The organism is Cronobacter turicensis, from assembly GCF_041222865.1.
GTDB classification, from domain to species: Bacteria; Pseudomonadota; Gammaproteobacteria; order Enterobacterales; family Enterobacteriaceae; genus Cronobacter; species Cronobacter turicensis.
The window spans coordinates 1,703,978-1,717,184 of the sequence record NZ_CP165997.1 but is presented as its reverse complement, the minus strand read 5'-3'; the positions used below and the strand labels follow the sequence as shown (position 1 = coordinate 1,717,184).

Genomic DNA, 13,207 nt, shown 5'->3' with positions numbered 1-13,207 from the left:
AGGCGGCGCGCTGCATTTCAGGTCGCGTAAAAAGTTACTGCGCGCCTTCCACCGCTTCGCGGGCAAGTTTCGTAATGCGATCCCAGTCGCCCGCTTCCATCGCATCCGCCGGCACCAGCCAGGAGCCGCCGATGCACAGCACGCTTTTTAGCGCCAGATAGTCACGGTAGTTGGCAGGCGAAATGCCGCCCGTCGGGCAGAAACGCACCTGGGAGAACGGGCCTGCGATAGCCTGCAGCGCTTTGGTGCCGCCGTTGGCTTCCGCCGGGAAGAATTTAAACTCTTTCAGGCCGTAATCCATGCCCAGCATCAGTTCGGAAACGGTGCTGATGCCAGGGATCAGCGGGATGGTGCCTTCGGTCGCGGCTTTCAGCAGCGGCTCGGTGAGGCCCGGGCTGATGGCGAACTGCGCGCCAGCCTCAGTCACCTCTTTGAGCTGCTGCGCGTTCAGCACGGTGCCCGCGCCGATGATGGCGTCCGGCACTTCTTTGGCGATAGCGCGGATAGCGTCCATCGCACATGCGGTGCGCAGGGTCACTTCCAGCACGCGCACGCCGCCTGCCAGCAACGCCTTCGCCATCGGGACCGCGTGCTCCAGCTTGTTAATCACAATCACCGGCACGACCGGACCGCTTTTCAGGATCTGTTCGGCACTCGTTTTCCAGTTTTTCATCTGTGGATCTCTCCCGCCATTTTTAAAGAGTGTGGCGCGCGCCTGCGCACCTGATAGTTAAAAGTCGATGCAGGTCGCGCCCTGCTCCGCCCCGGACAGTTTTTCACGCAGCGCACCGAACAGCTCGCGCCCCGTTCCCACGCGCTGGGCGCTGAGATTCGGGTGGTAAGGCTCACGCCGCGCCAGTTCGTCTTCATCCACCAGCAGCGTCAGTTCGCCGGTCTGTCCGTTGACGCGGATGATATCGCCGTCGCGCACTTTCGCGAGCAGCCCGCCGTCGTAAGCTTCGGGCGTCACGTGGATGGCCGAAGGCACTTTCCCCGACGCGCCGGAGAGGCGACCATCCGTGACCAATGCAATTTTGAAACAGCGGTCCAATAATACACCAAGCGGCGGCATAAGTTTATGTAATTCTGGCATCCCGTTCGCTTTTGGCCCCTGATGGCGCACCACCACGACGCAATCGCGGTCCAGCAGCCCGGCCTCAAAGGCAGGCAAGACGTCGTGCTGGCTTTCGAACACCACGGCGGGCGCTTCGACGACCTGGTTTTCCACCGGCACGGCAGACGTTTTCATCACCGCGCGGCCAAGGTTGCCGCTCAGCACTTTGGTGCCGCCATGCTTCGAGAACGGGGTGTCGAGGGTCGCGATAGTGGCGTTATCCAGCGAGGCTGGCGCCCCGTCGCGCCAGGCAAGTTCGCCGTTGTCGAGCCACGGCTCCTGGGTATAGCGCGCAAGACCAAAGCCCGCCACCGTGTTGACATCTTCATGCAGCAACCCGCCTTTCAGCAGCTCGCGCATCAGCACCGGTACGCCGCCCGCAGCCTGGAAGTGGTTGATATCCGCCGGACCGTTCGGGTAGAGGCGCGCCAGCAGCGGCACAATGTCGGAGATCGCGGAGAAATCATCCCAGTTAATGATGATGCCCGCTGCACGCGCCATCGCCACCAGATGCATGGTGTGGTTGGTGGAGCCGCCGGTGGCGAGCAGCGCCACGATGCCGTTCACCACTACTTTTTCATCCACCAGTTTGCCAAGCGGCATCCAGTCGTTGCCGTTGCCGGTAAGGCGCGTGACCTGACGCGCGGCGGCGGCGGTCAGCGCGTGGCGCAGCGGCGCGTCCGGGTGAACAAACGAGGAGCCTGGCAGTTGCATCCCCATAAATTCAATGACCATCTGGTTGGTATTGGCGGTGCCGTAGAAGGTGCAGGTGCCGGGCTCGTGATAAGACGCGGCTTCGGATTCCAGCAGCGCCGCGCGATCCACTTTGCCTTCGGCGTAGAGCTGGCGAATGCGTACTTTTTCTTTGTTCGGCAGGCCGCTCGACATCGGGCCGGACGGGATAAATACGGCGGGCAGATGCCCGAAAGAGAGCGCCGCCATCGCCAGCCCCGGCACGATTTTGTCGCACACGCCGAGGTAGAGCGCGCCGTCAAACATGTTGTGCGACAGCCCCACCGCCGCCGACATAGCTATCACTTCGCGGCTCAGCAGCGACAGTTCCATACCGTCCTGCCCCTGCGTCACGCCGTCGCACATGGCGGGCACGCCGCCTGCGACCTGCGCCACCGCGCCGACGCTGTGCAGCGCCTCGCGGATCTGCTGCGGATAGTTTTCGTAAGGCTGGTGCGCGGAGAGCATGTCGTTATAGGAAGTAATGATGCCGATATTGTTACGCAGCATACTTTTCAGCGCCGCTTTGTCATCCGGCTGGCAGGCGGCGAAGCCGTGGGCCAGATTGCCGCAGGCGAGGCTGGCGCGATGCACGGTCTGGCTTTTCGCCTCTTCGATGCGGGCCAGGTAAGCGTCACGCGTGGCGCGGGAGCGTTCGGTAATACGTTTTGTTACCCGTAACAATTCAGGATGCATAAAAAGTCCTCTCTGGTTTTCTGCCTGAGGCCGCCTTTCCAGACGTTGCGCAACATACCGGAGTTGTCACGTATACGCGCCAGCCGCGCCTCGCAAGAGCAAAATCGCTTCAGCCAGTGTAATGAAAAAAGCCCCGCTGGTGAATCCAGTCGGGGCTTTAAAACAGAATTTTTTACACAACCACTGTTCCGGATCATGTTACCGGTAAAGTAACACGCTTCCGCGATGGTCGATTATTCGAATTCGTTCCAGGAGCGGCCATCGCGTGTGATCATCGCTACCGAGGCGACAGGGCCCCAGGTGCCGGCCTGATACGGTTTCGGCGCATCGTTGTCCGCCGCCCAGGCTTCGGTGATGGAATCGACCCACTTCCAGGCCTCTTCCACTTCATCACGACGCACGAACAGCGCCTGGATGCCGCGCATGGTTTCCAGCAGCAGACGCTCGTAGGCATCGGCCAGATGGCTTTCATTGAAGGTTTCGGAATAGCTCAGATCGAGTTTGGTGATTTGCAGGTTGTGCTTGTGATCCAGTCCCGGCACTTTGTTCAGCACCTGGATATCCACGCCTTCGTCCGGCTGCAGACGGATAGTCAGCTTGTTCTGCGGCAGATCCTGCCAGGAATCTTTAAACAGATTCAGCTCCGGCGTTTTGAAATAGACCACGACTTCAGAGCATTTGGTCGGCAGACGCTTACCGGTACGCAGGTAGAACGGCACGCCAGCCCAGCGCCAGTTGTCGATGTCGACGCGGATAGCCACAAAGGTTTCCGTATGGCTGGTCTTGTTGGCGCCCTCTTCTTCCAGGTAGCCCGGCACTTTTTTGCCCTGGGCAAAACCCGCGGTGTACTGGCCGCGCACGGTTTTCTCACGCACGTTGGAGCGGTCGATACGGCGCAGCGAGCGCAGTACTTTCACTTTTTCGTCGCGAATGCTGTCGGCGGTCAGATCAGATGGCGGCGACATCGCAATCATGCAGAGAATTTGCAGCAGGTGGTTCTGGATCATGTCGCGCATCTGGCCCGCCTGATCGAAATAGCCCCAGCGGCCTTCGATGCCCACTTCTTCGGCCACGGTGATTTCCACGTGATCGATAGTGCGGTTGTCCCAGTTATTGACGAACAGCGAGTTCGCAAAACGCAGCGCCAGCAGGTTCAGCACCGTCTCTTTACCGAGGTAATGGTCGATACGGTAGACCTGGCACTCTTCGAAGAATTTACCCACCTGATCGTTGATCTCGCGGGAGGTTTCAAGCGAGGTGCCGAGCGGTTTTTCCATGACCACGCGCGCCGGTTTGGCGTTAAGCTTCGCCGCGCCGAGACCTTCGCAGATCGCGCCGAACGTGCTTGGCGGCATCGCGAAATAGTTAATGGTGACGCGGTTTTTCTGATCCAGCATTTTGCCGAGACGAGTAAACGCGGCGGTGTCATTGACGTCCAGATTACAGAAATCGAGACGGCCGCTGAGGGTATCCCACAGGGCTTCGTCGATTTTCTCTTTCATGAAGGTTTCAAGCGCTTCACGGACGACTTTGGTATAGGCTTCTTTATCCCAGTCCGCGCGGCCTACCCCCAGAATGCGGGTATCCGGATGGATTTGGCCCGCTTTTTCCAGCTGATACAGGGAAGGCAACAGTTTTCGGCGCGCCAGATCGCCTTTGGCGCCGAAAATCACTAAGTCGCACGCCTGCGCTGTTTGCGTTACCGCCATGTCTTTCTCCTCGTTTCGGAATACCTGTCGGGACAGGTCATCATTGTAATTTTCTTACACTGCACTCTACTGCTTTTAAGACTTTCAGGATACTCCTAAGCGTCCGGCGTCGGTCACTAAAGCGCCACGCGCCGCGGTGATCGCTGAGAAATTGGGCCGTCGCGCCCGGCTGGCGCTTTTTACGGCATCGCCGCCATAACAAAATCAGACAGCGATCATGTTATGAAAAAAAACAACAACATTGTCTTTAGACGCCAGCCCGCACCTGTACTATCAGGAGTATATTCTTGATAAAACTAATCGTCGTTTCCCAATCGTGTGAAATGACTCTTTCTGCGGGTCTCATGTTAGCAATGAACATGCTGGAAAAGATCCAGTCGCAACTGGAACATCTGAGTAAATCTGAACGCAAAGTCGCCGAAGTGATACTGGAATCGCCTTCACAGGCCATTCATTCGAGTATCGCGACGCTGGCAAGCGAGGCGGGCGTCAGCGAGCCGACCGTCAACCGCTTCTGCCGGAGCCTTGAGACCAAAGGCTTTCCCGATTTCAAACTACATCTCGCCCAGAGCCTCGCCAACGGCACGCCGTATGTGAATCGCAACGTCGATGAAGATGACAGCGTCGAAGCCTATACCACCAAAATTTTCGAATCGGCGATGGCGAGCCTCGATCACGTGCGCCAGTCGCTTGATATGGCGACGGTGAACCGGGCCGTGGATATGCTCACCCAGGCGAAGAAAATCGCGTTTTTCGGGCTGGGCTCTTCCGCGGCCGTGGCGCATGACGCCATGAATAAATTCTTTCGCTTCAACGTCCCTGTCGTCTATTCCGACGATATCGTAGTACAGCGCATGAGCTGCATGAACGGCGGCCCCGATGACGTCGTGGTGCTGATTTCGCACACCGGGCGCACCAAAAGCCTGGTGGAGCTGGCGCGACTCGCCCGTGACAACGATGCGCTGGTGCTGGCGATCACCTCGCGCGGTTCACCACTCGCCCGCGAAGCGAGCCTCGCCCTGCTGCTGGACGTGCCGGAAGATACCGACATCTATATGCCGATGGTATCGCGGCTTGCGCAACTGACGGTGATTGATGTGCTGGCGACCGGGTTTACGCTGCGCCGCGGGGCAAAATTCCGGGATAACTTGAAGCGGGTCAAAGAAGCGCTCAAGGAATCGCGTTTTGATAAGAGCTTACTGATTTCTGACGACCAGTAAGCATTTCTATAACAAAGTTGTAACTTATAAAGCCATTCGGTTATGGTTTGTGTCTCTATTCGAAACAGGCCACCGCGCCGAATTTATGTTCACGCAACACCAAAGTTGTTTCAGTCAACGGAGTAATACATGTCCAGACGGCTTCGCAGAACCAAAATCGTTACCACGTTAGGCCCGGCTACCGACCGCGATAATAACCTGGAAAAAATTATCGCCGCCGGCGCGAACGTAGTACGTATGAACTTCTCGCACGGGACGCCGGAAGATCATCAGCTTCGCGCTGATAAAGTCCGCGAGATCGCGGCCAAACTGGGACGCCACGTCGCTATTCTTGGCGACCTTCAGGGACCGAAAATTCGCGTCTCCACCTTTAAAGAAGGCAAAGTTTTCCTCAATATTGGCGATAAATTCCTGCTCGACGCCAACCTCGGCAAAGGCGAAGGCGATAAAGAAAAAGTCGGTATCGACTACAAAGGCCTGCCGGCGGACGTGGTGCCTGGCGACATCCTGCTGCTGGATGATGGCCGTGTGCAGCTGAAAGTGCTGGATGTTCAGGGCATGCAAGTCTTTACCGAAGTCACCGTGGGCGGCCCGCTGTCGAATAACAAGGGCATTAACAAGCTGGGCGGCGGTCTTTCCGCTGAGGCGCTGACTGAAAAAGACAAAGCGGACATTATCACCGCGGCGAAAATCGGCGTGGATTATCTGGCCGTCTCCTTCCCGCGTTGCGGCGAAGATCTGAACTATGCCCGCCGCCTGGCGCGCGATGCAGGCTGCGACGCCAAAATTTGTGCCAAAGTCGAGCGCGCCGAAGCGGTGTGCAGCAATGAAGCGATGGATGACATCATTCTGGCGTCTGACGTGGTGATGGTCGCGCGCGGCGATCTGGGCGTTGAAATCGGCGACCCGGAGCTGGTCGGCATCCAGAAAACCCTCATTCGTCGTGCCCGTAAGCTGAATCGTGCCGTCATTACCGCGACACAGATGATGGAATCGATGATCACCAACCCGATGCCGACCCGTGCGGAAGTGATGGACGTGGCGAACGCCGTGCTGGACGGCACCGACGCCGTCATGCTGTCAGCTGAAACCGCCGCGGGCCAGTACCCGGCAGAAACCGTTTCAGCCATGGCGCGCGTCTGTCTCGGCGCGGAGAAAATCCCAAGCATCAACGTGTCCAAACACCGTCTGGACGTTGAATTTGATAACGTCGAAGAAGCGATTGCGATGTCGGCCATGTACGCCGCCAACCACCTGAAAGGCGTGAGCGCGATTATCACCATGACCGAATCGGGCCGTACGGCGCTGATGACGTCCCGTATCAGCTCCGGTCTGCCGATTTTCGCTATGTCCCGCCATGAGCGCACCCTGAACCTCACCGCGCTCTATCGCGGCGTGACGCCGGTCTATTTCGACAGCGCCAACGACGGCGTGGCGGCGGCGCAGGATGCCGTTAATCTGCTGCGTGACAAAGGCTATCTGGTGACCGGCGATCTGGTTATCGTTACCCAGGGCGATATGATGGGCACCACCGGCAGCACCAACACCACGCGCGTGCTGACCGTCGAGTAAACCTCATAAAAAAGGGGCCTGCGCCCCTTTTCGTAATGCATAAGCCGCTCGCTCTGAGCGGCTTTTTTATTTCGGATAGAGATCTTTGCGGCGGTACGGCTCAATCTCGCCCTCTTTGCGCGTTTTCAGAAGCTTGAGGATCCAGGCGTACTGCTCCGGATGCGGGCCGACAAAATGCTCCACCTCTTCGTTCATGCGGCGCGCCAGCGTCACGTCATCGGCATCCATCAGGTCATCCATCGGCGGGCGCACCAGCACGTCCAGACGGTGCGTTGTGCCGTTATAGACCGGGAAAAGCGGGATCACGCGCGCGCGGCAGACTTTCATCAGGCGGCCCACCGCAGGCAGCGTCGCTTTGTAGGTCGCGAAGAAATCGACAAATTCGCTCTGCTCCGGTCCGTGGTCTTCATCCGGCAGGTAGTAGCCCCAGAAGCCGTCGCGTACCGATTTGATAAACGGCTTAATGCCGTCCTGGCGGGCATGCAGACGACCGCCAAAACGCAGGCGGACTTTATTCCAGACATAATCCAGCAGCCGGTTGCCCTGATGATGGAACATCGCCGCCACGTGTACGCCGCGCGAGGCCAGCAGCATCGCCGGAATATCCACGCCCCAGCCGTGCGGGACGAGCAGGATCACACTCTCTTTGCTTTCCAGCATCTCGTTGAGAATGGCTTCGCCGTGCCAGTCGACGCGGCTGAGCACTTTTTCCGGGCCGCGCAGCGCCAGCTCGGCCATGAAGACCATCGACTGCGGCGCCGTGGCGAACATATTGTCGATAATCGCTTCACGCTGCGCCTCGGAGAGCGCCGGGAAGCAATAAAACAGGTTGATGCGCGCGCGACGGCGGGCGCTCTTGCCAAACTTCCCTGCCAGCCGCCCGACTTTACCGAGCAGCGGATCGCGAAAAGACGGCGGCGTCAGAGCCAGCGCCGCGCAGGCGCCAATCCCAAGCCAGGAGCCCCAGTAGCGCGGATGCAGGAACGCACGCTCAAAGGTGGGTATGTATTCACTTTTTGTTTTTGTTGGGTCCATGACGGTTCTCAGGCCAGAGCCGGGTAATCAAAAGAGAAAATAATGAAGGAGTTTAGCGGCGCGAAGGCCGTCAGACAAAATAAAAAGCCGGCGCGCGAAGGCACCGGCTGTTAATTGCCGCGCTTTTAATCAAGCGTCAGTTGCGGCACCACTTGTTTAACCTGCGCCAGGTAATCGCTGCGATCCGAACCGGTAAGCCCTTCAGAGCGCGGCAGTTTGGCGGTCAGCGGGTTAACGGCCTGCTGGTTGATCCACATTTCATAGTGCAGGTGCGGGCCGGTAGAGCGGCCGGTGTTGCCGGAAAGCGCGATGCGATCGCCGCGTTTCACTTTCTGGCCCGGTTTCACCAGCAGCTTCTTCAGGTGCATATAGCGTGTGGTATAGGTGCGGCCATGACGGATAGCGACATAATACCCCGCCGCCCCGCTACGCTTCGCCATGACCACCTCGCCATCGCCCACGGCCAGTACCGGCGTACCTTGCGGCATCGCGAAATCGACGCCTTTATGCGGCGCGACACGCCCGGTCACCGGATTCAGACGGCGCGGGTTGAAGTTAGAGGAGACGCGGAACTGACGCGACGTCGGGAAGCGCATAAAGCCTTTGGCAAGGCCGGAGCCGTTGCGGTCATAGAATTTGCCGTCTTCCGCGCGGATCGCATAGTAATCTTTACCGGACGAACGCAGACGCACGCCGAGCAGCTGGCTCTGTTCGCGCTTGCCGTCGAGCATTTCACGCGACATCAGCACCGAGAACTCGTCGCCCTTTTTCAGCTTGCGGAAGTCCATCTGCCACTGCATCGCTTTGATAACCGCGCTGATCTCCGCGCTGGTGAGCCCCGCCTCTTTAGCGCTGGCGACAAAGCTGCCGCCGACGGTGCCTTTCATGACGTTATTGACCCAGTCGCCCTGCTGCACTTCGCTGCTCATTTTAAAGCCGCCGGCAGGCGTGCGGTCATAGGTGCGGGTTTCGCGGCGCGACATCTCCCAGGTCAGGCGCTGTAACTCGCCGCTGTCGGTAAGCGTCCAGGAGATTTGCTGGCCGATTTTAAGGTTACGCAGGTCTTTATCGACCGACGCGAGCTGGCTGATATCCCCCATGTCGATACCGTACTGGTTAAGCACGCTGCTTAAGGTATCGCCGGTGGAGACTACATATTCATGCACCCCGGCTTCGCCGGCGGTTTTATCGTCAAGTTCATCCTGCGGAATAGCTTCGTCATCTTCTGGTGCTGCCTGATCGATAGGCTCGCTCGCCTCCGGCAGCAGAGAGCGGATCTCGCTCTTACGCAGCTCGATGGTTTTAACGACAGGCGCCGATTCAGATTCGGGGTGGTAAATGTACGGCCGCCAGACGGCGACCGCGAGTGTGAGAACTGTAAGAGACCCCAGCATAACGCGATGGGGTCGTGGCAGGTTGTTAAATGCCAGGGCGACAGAGCGGGCTATCTGTTGCACGTATCCACTTCCTCGTTAATCTCCTTTCAGGCAGCTGGCATATTGGTTAGATAACTGAGTCAGGAACTGCATGTAGCTGTCCTTACCCAGGCTGACAGACGTTCCCAGCGGGTCGAGCGTTCCCATTCGAACTTTCGTGCCCCTGGCAACGGCTTCAATCACCGCTGGCCTGAACTGTGGCTCAGCAAAAACGCATTCTGCTTTTTGCTCAACCAACTGTGTTCTTATTTCATGTAAACGCTGCGCACCAGGCTGGATTTCGGGATTCACGGTAAAATGGCCGAGCGATGTCAGGCCGTAATGTTTTTCGTAATAGCCATAAGCGTCATGAAAAACGAAGTATCCTTTCCCTTTCAGCGGTGCCAGCTCGTTCGCCACCTGTTTGTCTGTTCGGGCCAGTTCGGCCTCGAAGCGCTGGAGGTTGGCGTCCAGTTTGGCTTTGCTTTGCGGCATAAGTTCCACTAATTTTTCGTGGATTGCAACCGCCGACGCCCGGGCGATTTCCGGCGACAGCCAGATGTGCATGTTATAATCGCCATGATGGTGATGTTCGTCACTTTCTGCGCCATGATGAGCGTGATCTTCATGCTCGTCATCGTCATCATCAACGCCTTTCATCAGCAGCGGTTTCACAGAAGCGAGCTCAGCCAGCGCCAGATTTTTTTGTGCGGGTAGCGCCTTCACGGATTTATCCATAAAGGCTTCCATGTCAGGACCGATCCAGACCACTAAATCCGCTTTCTGTAAGCGTTTAACATCGGAAGGGCGCAGCGCATAGTCATGCTCTGACGCGCCGTCTGGCAGGAGAACTTCGGTGGGAGTCACGCCATCGGCGATAGCCGCGGCGATAAAGCCTACCGGCTTAAGCGAAGCGACCACGGCGGCCTGAGCGCTGGTGGCTGCGCCACCCAGGATTGCTGCACTGAGTGCAGCGCAAAGAAGCGTATTTTTATGTAACATAATGCGACTTATCATCGTTATGAATGTTGGAAGTGTGATATTATAACATTCGAAAACTTCTGCAATCACTAAATTGCCATGACTAATCTTGTATCGCTTCAGAATGTTAGCGTCTCCTTCGGGCAACGCCGCGTTTTATCTGACATTTCTTTAACACTGACGGGTGGCCGCATCCTGACATTGCTGGGCCCCAACGGCGCCGGAAAATCGACGCTGGTAAAAGTGGTTCTTGGGCTGGTAGCACCCGATGAAGGGGTTATCAAGCGTGAACCCCAGTTGCGCATCGGCTACGTGCCGCAAAAGTTGCACCTCGACGCCACCCTGCCGCTCACGGTCAGTCGTTTTTTACGTCTGCGCCCCGGCACCCGCAAAGCGGATATCCTGCCTGCGCTCAAGCGCGTCCAGGCCGGGCACCTCATCGACGCCCCGATGCAGAAACTCTCGGGCGGCGAAACCCAGCGCGTGCTGCTGGCGCGCGCCCTGCTCAACCAACCGCAACTGCTGGTGCTCGACGAACCGACCCAGGGCGTGGATGTCAACGGCCAGGTGGCGCTGTATGATTTAATCAACCAGTTACGTAATGAACTCAACTGCGGCGTGCTGATGGTGTCGCACGACTTGCATCTGGTGATGGCCAAGACCGACGAAGTGCTGTGTCTGAACCATCACATTTGCTGCTCCGGCGCGCCGGAAGTTATCTCCACTCACCCCGAATTTATCTCTATGTTTGGCCCGCGCGGCGCAGAGCAACTGGGGATTTATCGTCACGAACATAACCACCGTCACGATTTGCAGGGACGGATTATTCTGCGCAAGGGAAATGGCTCGTTATGATTGAACTTCTGCTTCCCGGCTGGATGGCCGGTATGCTGCTGGCCTGCGCCGCAGGCCCGCTGGGCTCATTCGTGGTCTGGCGCCGGATGTCTTATTTTGGCGATACGCTGGCGCACGCTTCGCTCCTCGGCGTGGCGTTCGGGCTGCTGTTTGATGTCAATCCGTTTTATGCGGTGATTGTCGTCACGCTGATGCTGGCGGGCGGGCTGGTGTGGCTTGAGAAGCGCCCGCATCTGGCGATCGACACGCTGCTTGGCATTATGGCGCACAGCGCGCTGTCGCTGGGTCTGGTAGTGGTGAGCCTGATGGGCAATATCCGTGTTGATTTAATGGCCTATCTGTTTGGCGATCTGCTGGCGGTGACGCCTGCCGATCTGATCTCCGTGGGGCTCGGCGTCGCGGTTGTCCTCGGCGTGCTGTGCTGGCAGTGGCGCAATTTGCTCTCCATGACCATCAGCCCGGATCTGGCGTTTGTGGATGGCGTGCCCTTACAGCGCGTTAAAATTTTGCTGATGATGGTGACGGCCCTGACGATTGGCGTGGCAATGAAATTTGTCGGCGCGCTGATTATTACGTCGCTGCTGATTATCCCGGCGGCCACGGCACGTCGTTTTGCCCGCACGCCGGAGCAGATGGCAGGCATTGCCGTCGTGCTTGGCATGGTGGCGGTGACCGGCGGCCTGACATTCTCCGCGTTCTACGACACGCCCGCCGGGCCGTCGGTAGTCCTGTGCGCGGCGCTGCTGTTTATTCTCAGCATGACGAAGCGCCCGCCTGCCTGACGCGGGCCGCCCGGTGAGCTTGTTAACAAAAAAGCGCCCTGAGGGCGCTTTTTTTATGCATGGCTTTCACTCTCAACAGTGATGTCACGGCATCTGCGGCGGCGTAATGCCGAAGTGGTTCCAGGCGCGGGTCGTCGCCATTCTTCCGCGCGGCGTGCGCTGCAAAAAACCCTGCTGGATGAGGAACGGCTCCAGCACATCTTCGATAGTTTCACGCTCTTCGCCGATGGCCGCCGCCAGGTTGTCCAGCCCGACCGGGCCGCCGAAGAATTTATCGATCACCGCCAGCAGCAGTTTGCGGTCCATATAGTCAAAGCCTTCGGCATCGACATTAAGCATATCCAGCGCCAGAGATGCCACATGCTGGTTGATAACGCCATCGTGACGCACCTCGGCGAAATCGCGCACGCGCCGCAGCAGGCGGTTGGCGATACGCGGCGTGCCGCGCGAGCGTTTCGCCACTTCGAAGGACGCCTCGTCATTCATCTCAAGCCCCATATGGCGCGCGCTTCGGCTGACGATGTGTTGCAAATCGGCGACCTGATAGAACTCCAGACGCTGCACGATGCCGAAGCGGTCACGCAGCGGCGAAGTGAGCGACCCGGCGCGGGTCGTGGCGCCAATCAGGGTAAACGGCGGCAAATCGATTTTGATCGAGCGCGCCGCCGGGCCTTCGCCAATCATGATATCGAGCTGGTAATCTTCCATCGCCGGATAGAGCACCTCTTCCACAACGGGCGAGAGGCGATGGATTTCATCGATAAACAGGACGTCGTGTGGCTCAAGGTTGGTGAGCATTGCCGCCAGATCGCCCGCCTTTTCCAGTACCGGCCCGGAGGTGGTGCGCAGATTAACGCCCATTTCGTTGGCGACGATATTCGCAAGCGTGGTTTTCCCAAGCCCCGGCGGGCCGAAAATCAGCAGATGATCGAGCGCATCGCCGCGCAGCTTCGCCGCCTGGATAAAAATCTCCATCTGGGAACGCACCTGCGGCTGGCCGATGTACTCGTCGAGTAATTTGGGGCGCATGGCGCGATCGGCCACCTCTTCCGCCACGATGCTGCCCGGCGCCACCAGGCGGTCTGCTTCAATCATC

The 13,207-nt window shown here is 58.3% G+C and carries 11 protein-coding genes; 4 read left to right on the top strand and 7 right to left on the bottom strand.

Annotation, left to right across the window (positions count from 1 at the left end; all coding sequences use genetic code 11):
- Positions 1–34: 34 nt before the first annotated feature.
- From AB8W27_RS08240 to zwf, 3 genes are all read right to left on the bottom strand, one after another.
- On the bottom strand, positions 35–673 hold the full coding sequence (locus AB8W27_RS08240) for a bifunctional 4-hydroxy-2-oxoglutarate aldolase/2-dehydro-3-deoxy-phosphogluconate aldolase (protein ID WP_007762363.1): 639 nt from the start codon (positions 671–673) through the stop codon (positions 35–37).
- A gap of 57 nt (positions 674–730) precedes the next feature.
- Positions 731–2,542, bottom strand: a complete 1,812-nt coding sequence (gene edd / locus AB8W27_RS08235; protein ID WP_015741606.1) for a phosphogluconate dehydratase — start codon at positions 2,540–2,542, stop codon at positions 731–733.
- A 233-nt stretch (positions 2,543–2,775) separates the two neighbouring features.
- Positions 2,776–4,251 carry a glucose-6-phosphate dehydrogenase gene (gene zwf, locus AB8W27_RS08230; RefSeq protein WP_007762369.1) on the bottom strand — a complete coding sequence of 492 codons (1,476 nt, stop codon included), beginning with the start codon at positions 4,249–4,251 and terminating at the stop codon, positions 2,776–2,778.
- Positions 4,252–4,604: 353 nt separating this feature from the next.
- Between zwf and AB8W27_RS08225 the strand changes: the two genes are divergently transcribed.
- Both AB8W27_RS08225 and pyk read left to right on the top strand, forming a co-directional pair.
- Complete coding sequence (locus AB8W27_RS08225) at positions 4,605–5,471, top strand: MurR/RpiR family transcriptional regulator (protein ID WP_015741608.1); 867 nt, start codon at positions 4,605–4,607, stop codon at positions 5,469–5,471.
- 129 nt (positions 5,472–5,600) lie between these two features.
- Positions 5,601–7,043: a pyruvate kinase gene (gene pyk, locus AB8W27_RS08220; protein ID WP_015741609.1), complete on the top strand. Its 1,443-nt coding sequence runs from the start codon at positions 5,601–5,603 to the stop codon at positions 7,041–7,043.
- A gap of 66 nt (positions 7,044–7,109) precedes the next feature.
- Here pyk and lpxM read toward each other — a convergent pair whose 3' ends face one another.
- From lpxM to znuA, 3 genes are all read right to left on the bottom strand, one after another.
- The gene (gene lpxM / locus AB8W27_RS08215) at positions 7,110–8,078 is read right to left on the bottom strand and encodes a lauroyl-Kdo(2)-lipid IV(A) myristoyltransferase (protein ID WP_041923670.1); all 969 of its coding nucleotides are present in this window, start codon (positions 8,076–8,078) and stop codon (positions 7,110–7,112) included.
- A gap of 125 nt (positions 8,079–8,203) precedes the next feature.
- Positions 8,204–9,535 (bottom strand): murein DD-endopeptidase MepM, encoded by a 1,332-nt coding sequence (gene mepM / locus AB8W27_RS08210; RefSeq protein ID WP_007762384.1) that lies wholly within the window; start codon positions 9,533–9,535, stop codon positions 8,204–8,206.
- A gap of 15 nt (positions 9,536–9,550) precedes the next feature.
- Positions 9,551–10,495: a zinc ABC transporter substrate-binding protein ZnuA gene (znuA, locus tag AB8W27_RS08205; RefSeq protein ID WP_041923671.1), complete on the bottom strand. Its 945-nt coding sequence runs from the start codon at positions 10,493–10,495 to the stop codon at positions 9,551–9,553.
- 78 nt (positions 10,496–10,573) lie between these two features.
- Between znuA and znuC the strand changes: the two genes are divergently transcribed.
- Together znuC and znuB are read left to right on the top strand one after the other, a co-directional pair.
- Positions 10,574–11,329 (top strand): zinc ABC transporter ATP-binding protein ZnuC, encoded by a 756-nt coding sequence (gene znuC, locus AB8W27_RS08200; protein ID WP_041923672.1) that lies wholly within the window; start codon positions 10,574–10,576, stop codon positions 11,327–11,329.
- Positions 11,326–12,111: a zinc ABC transporter permease subunit ZnuB gene (gene znuB / locus AB8W27_RS08195; RefSeq protein ID WP_015741613.1), complete on the top strand. Its 786-nt coding sequence runs from the start codon at positions 11,326–11,328 to the stop codon at positions 12,109–12,111. The genes znuC and znuB overlap by 4 nt, the downstream gene beginning before the upstream one ends.
- An 84-nt stretch (positions 12,112–12,195) precedes the next feature.
- Here znuB and ruvB read toward each other — a convergent pair whose 3' ends face one another.
- Positions 12,196–13,206: a Holliday junction branch migration DNA helicase RuvB gene (gene ruvB, locus AB8W27_RS08190; protein WP_007762395.1), complete on the bottom strand. Its 1,011-nt coding sequence runs from the start codon at positions 13,204–13,206 to the stop codon at positions 12,196–12,198.
- Position 13,207 lies beyond the last annotated feature (1 nt).

Coding starts and splice junctions, on each gene's coding strand:
- zwf (WP_007762369.1), bottom strand. CDS start 4,251: ATGGCGGTAACGCAAACAGCGCAGGCGTGCGACTTAGTGATTTTCGGC.
- znuA (WP_041923671.1), bottom strand. CDS start 10,495: ATGTTACATAAAAATACGCTTCTTTGCGCTGCACTCAGTGCAGCAATC.
- edd (WP_015741606.1), bottom strand. CDS start 2,542: ATGCATCCTGAATTGTTACGGGTAACAAAACGTATTACCGAACGCTCC.
- ruvB (WP_007762395.1), bottom strand. CDS start 13,206: ATGATTGAAGCAGACCGCCTGGTGGCGCCGGGCAGCATCGTGGCGGAA.
- lpxM (WP_041923670.1), bottom strand. CDS start 8,078: ATGGACCCAACAAAAACAAAAAGTGAATACATACCCACCTTTGAGCGT.
- pyk (WP_015741609.1), top strand. CDS start 5,601: ATGTCCAGACGGCTTCGCAGAACCAAAATCGTTACCACGTTAGGCCCG.
- AB8W27_RS08240 (WP_007762363.1), bottom strand. CDS start 673: ATGAAAAACTGGAAAACGAGTGCCGAACAGATCCTGAAAAGCGGTCCG.
- AB8W27_RS08225 (WP_015741608.1), top strand. CDS start 4,605: ATGAACATGCTGGAAAAGATCCAGTCGCAACTGGAACATCTGAGTAAA.
- znuC (WP_041923672.1), top strand. CDS start 10,574: ATGACTAATCTTGTATCGCTTCAGAATGTTAGCGTCTCCTTCGGGCAA.
- znuB (WP_015741613.1), top strand. CDS start 11,326: ATGATTGAACTTCTGCTTCCCGGCTGGATGGCCGGTATGCTGCTGGCC.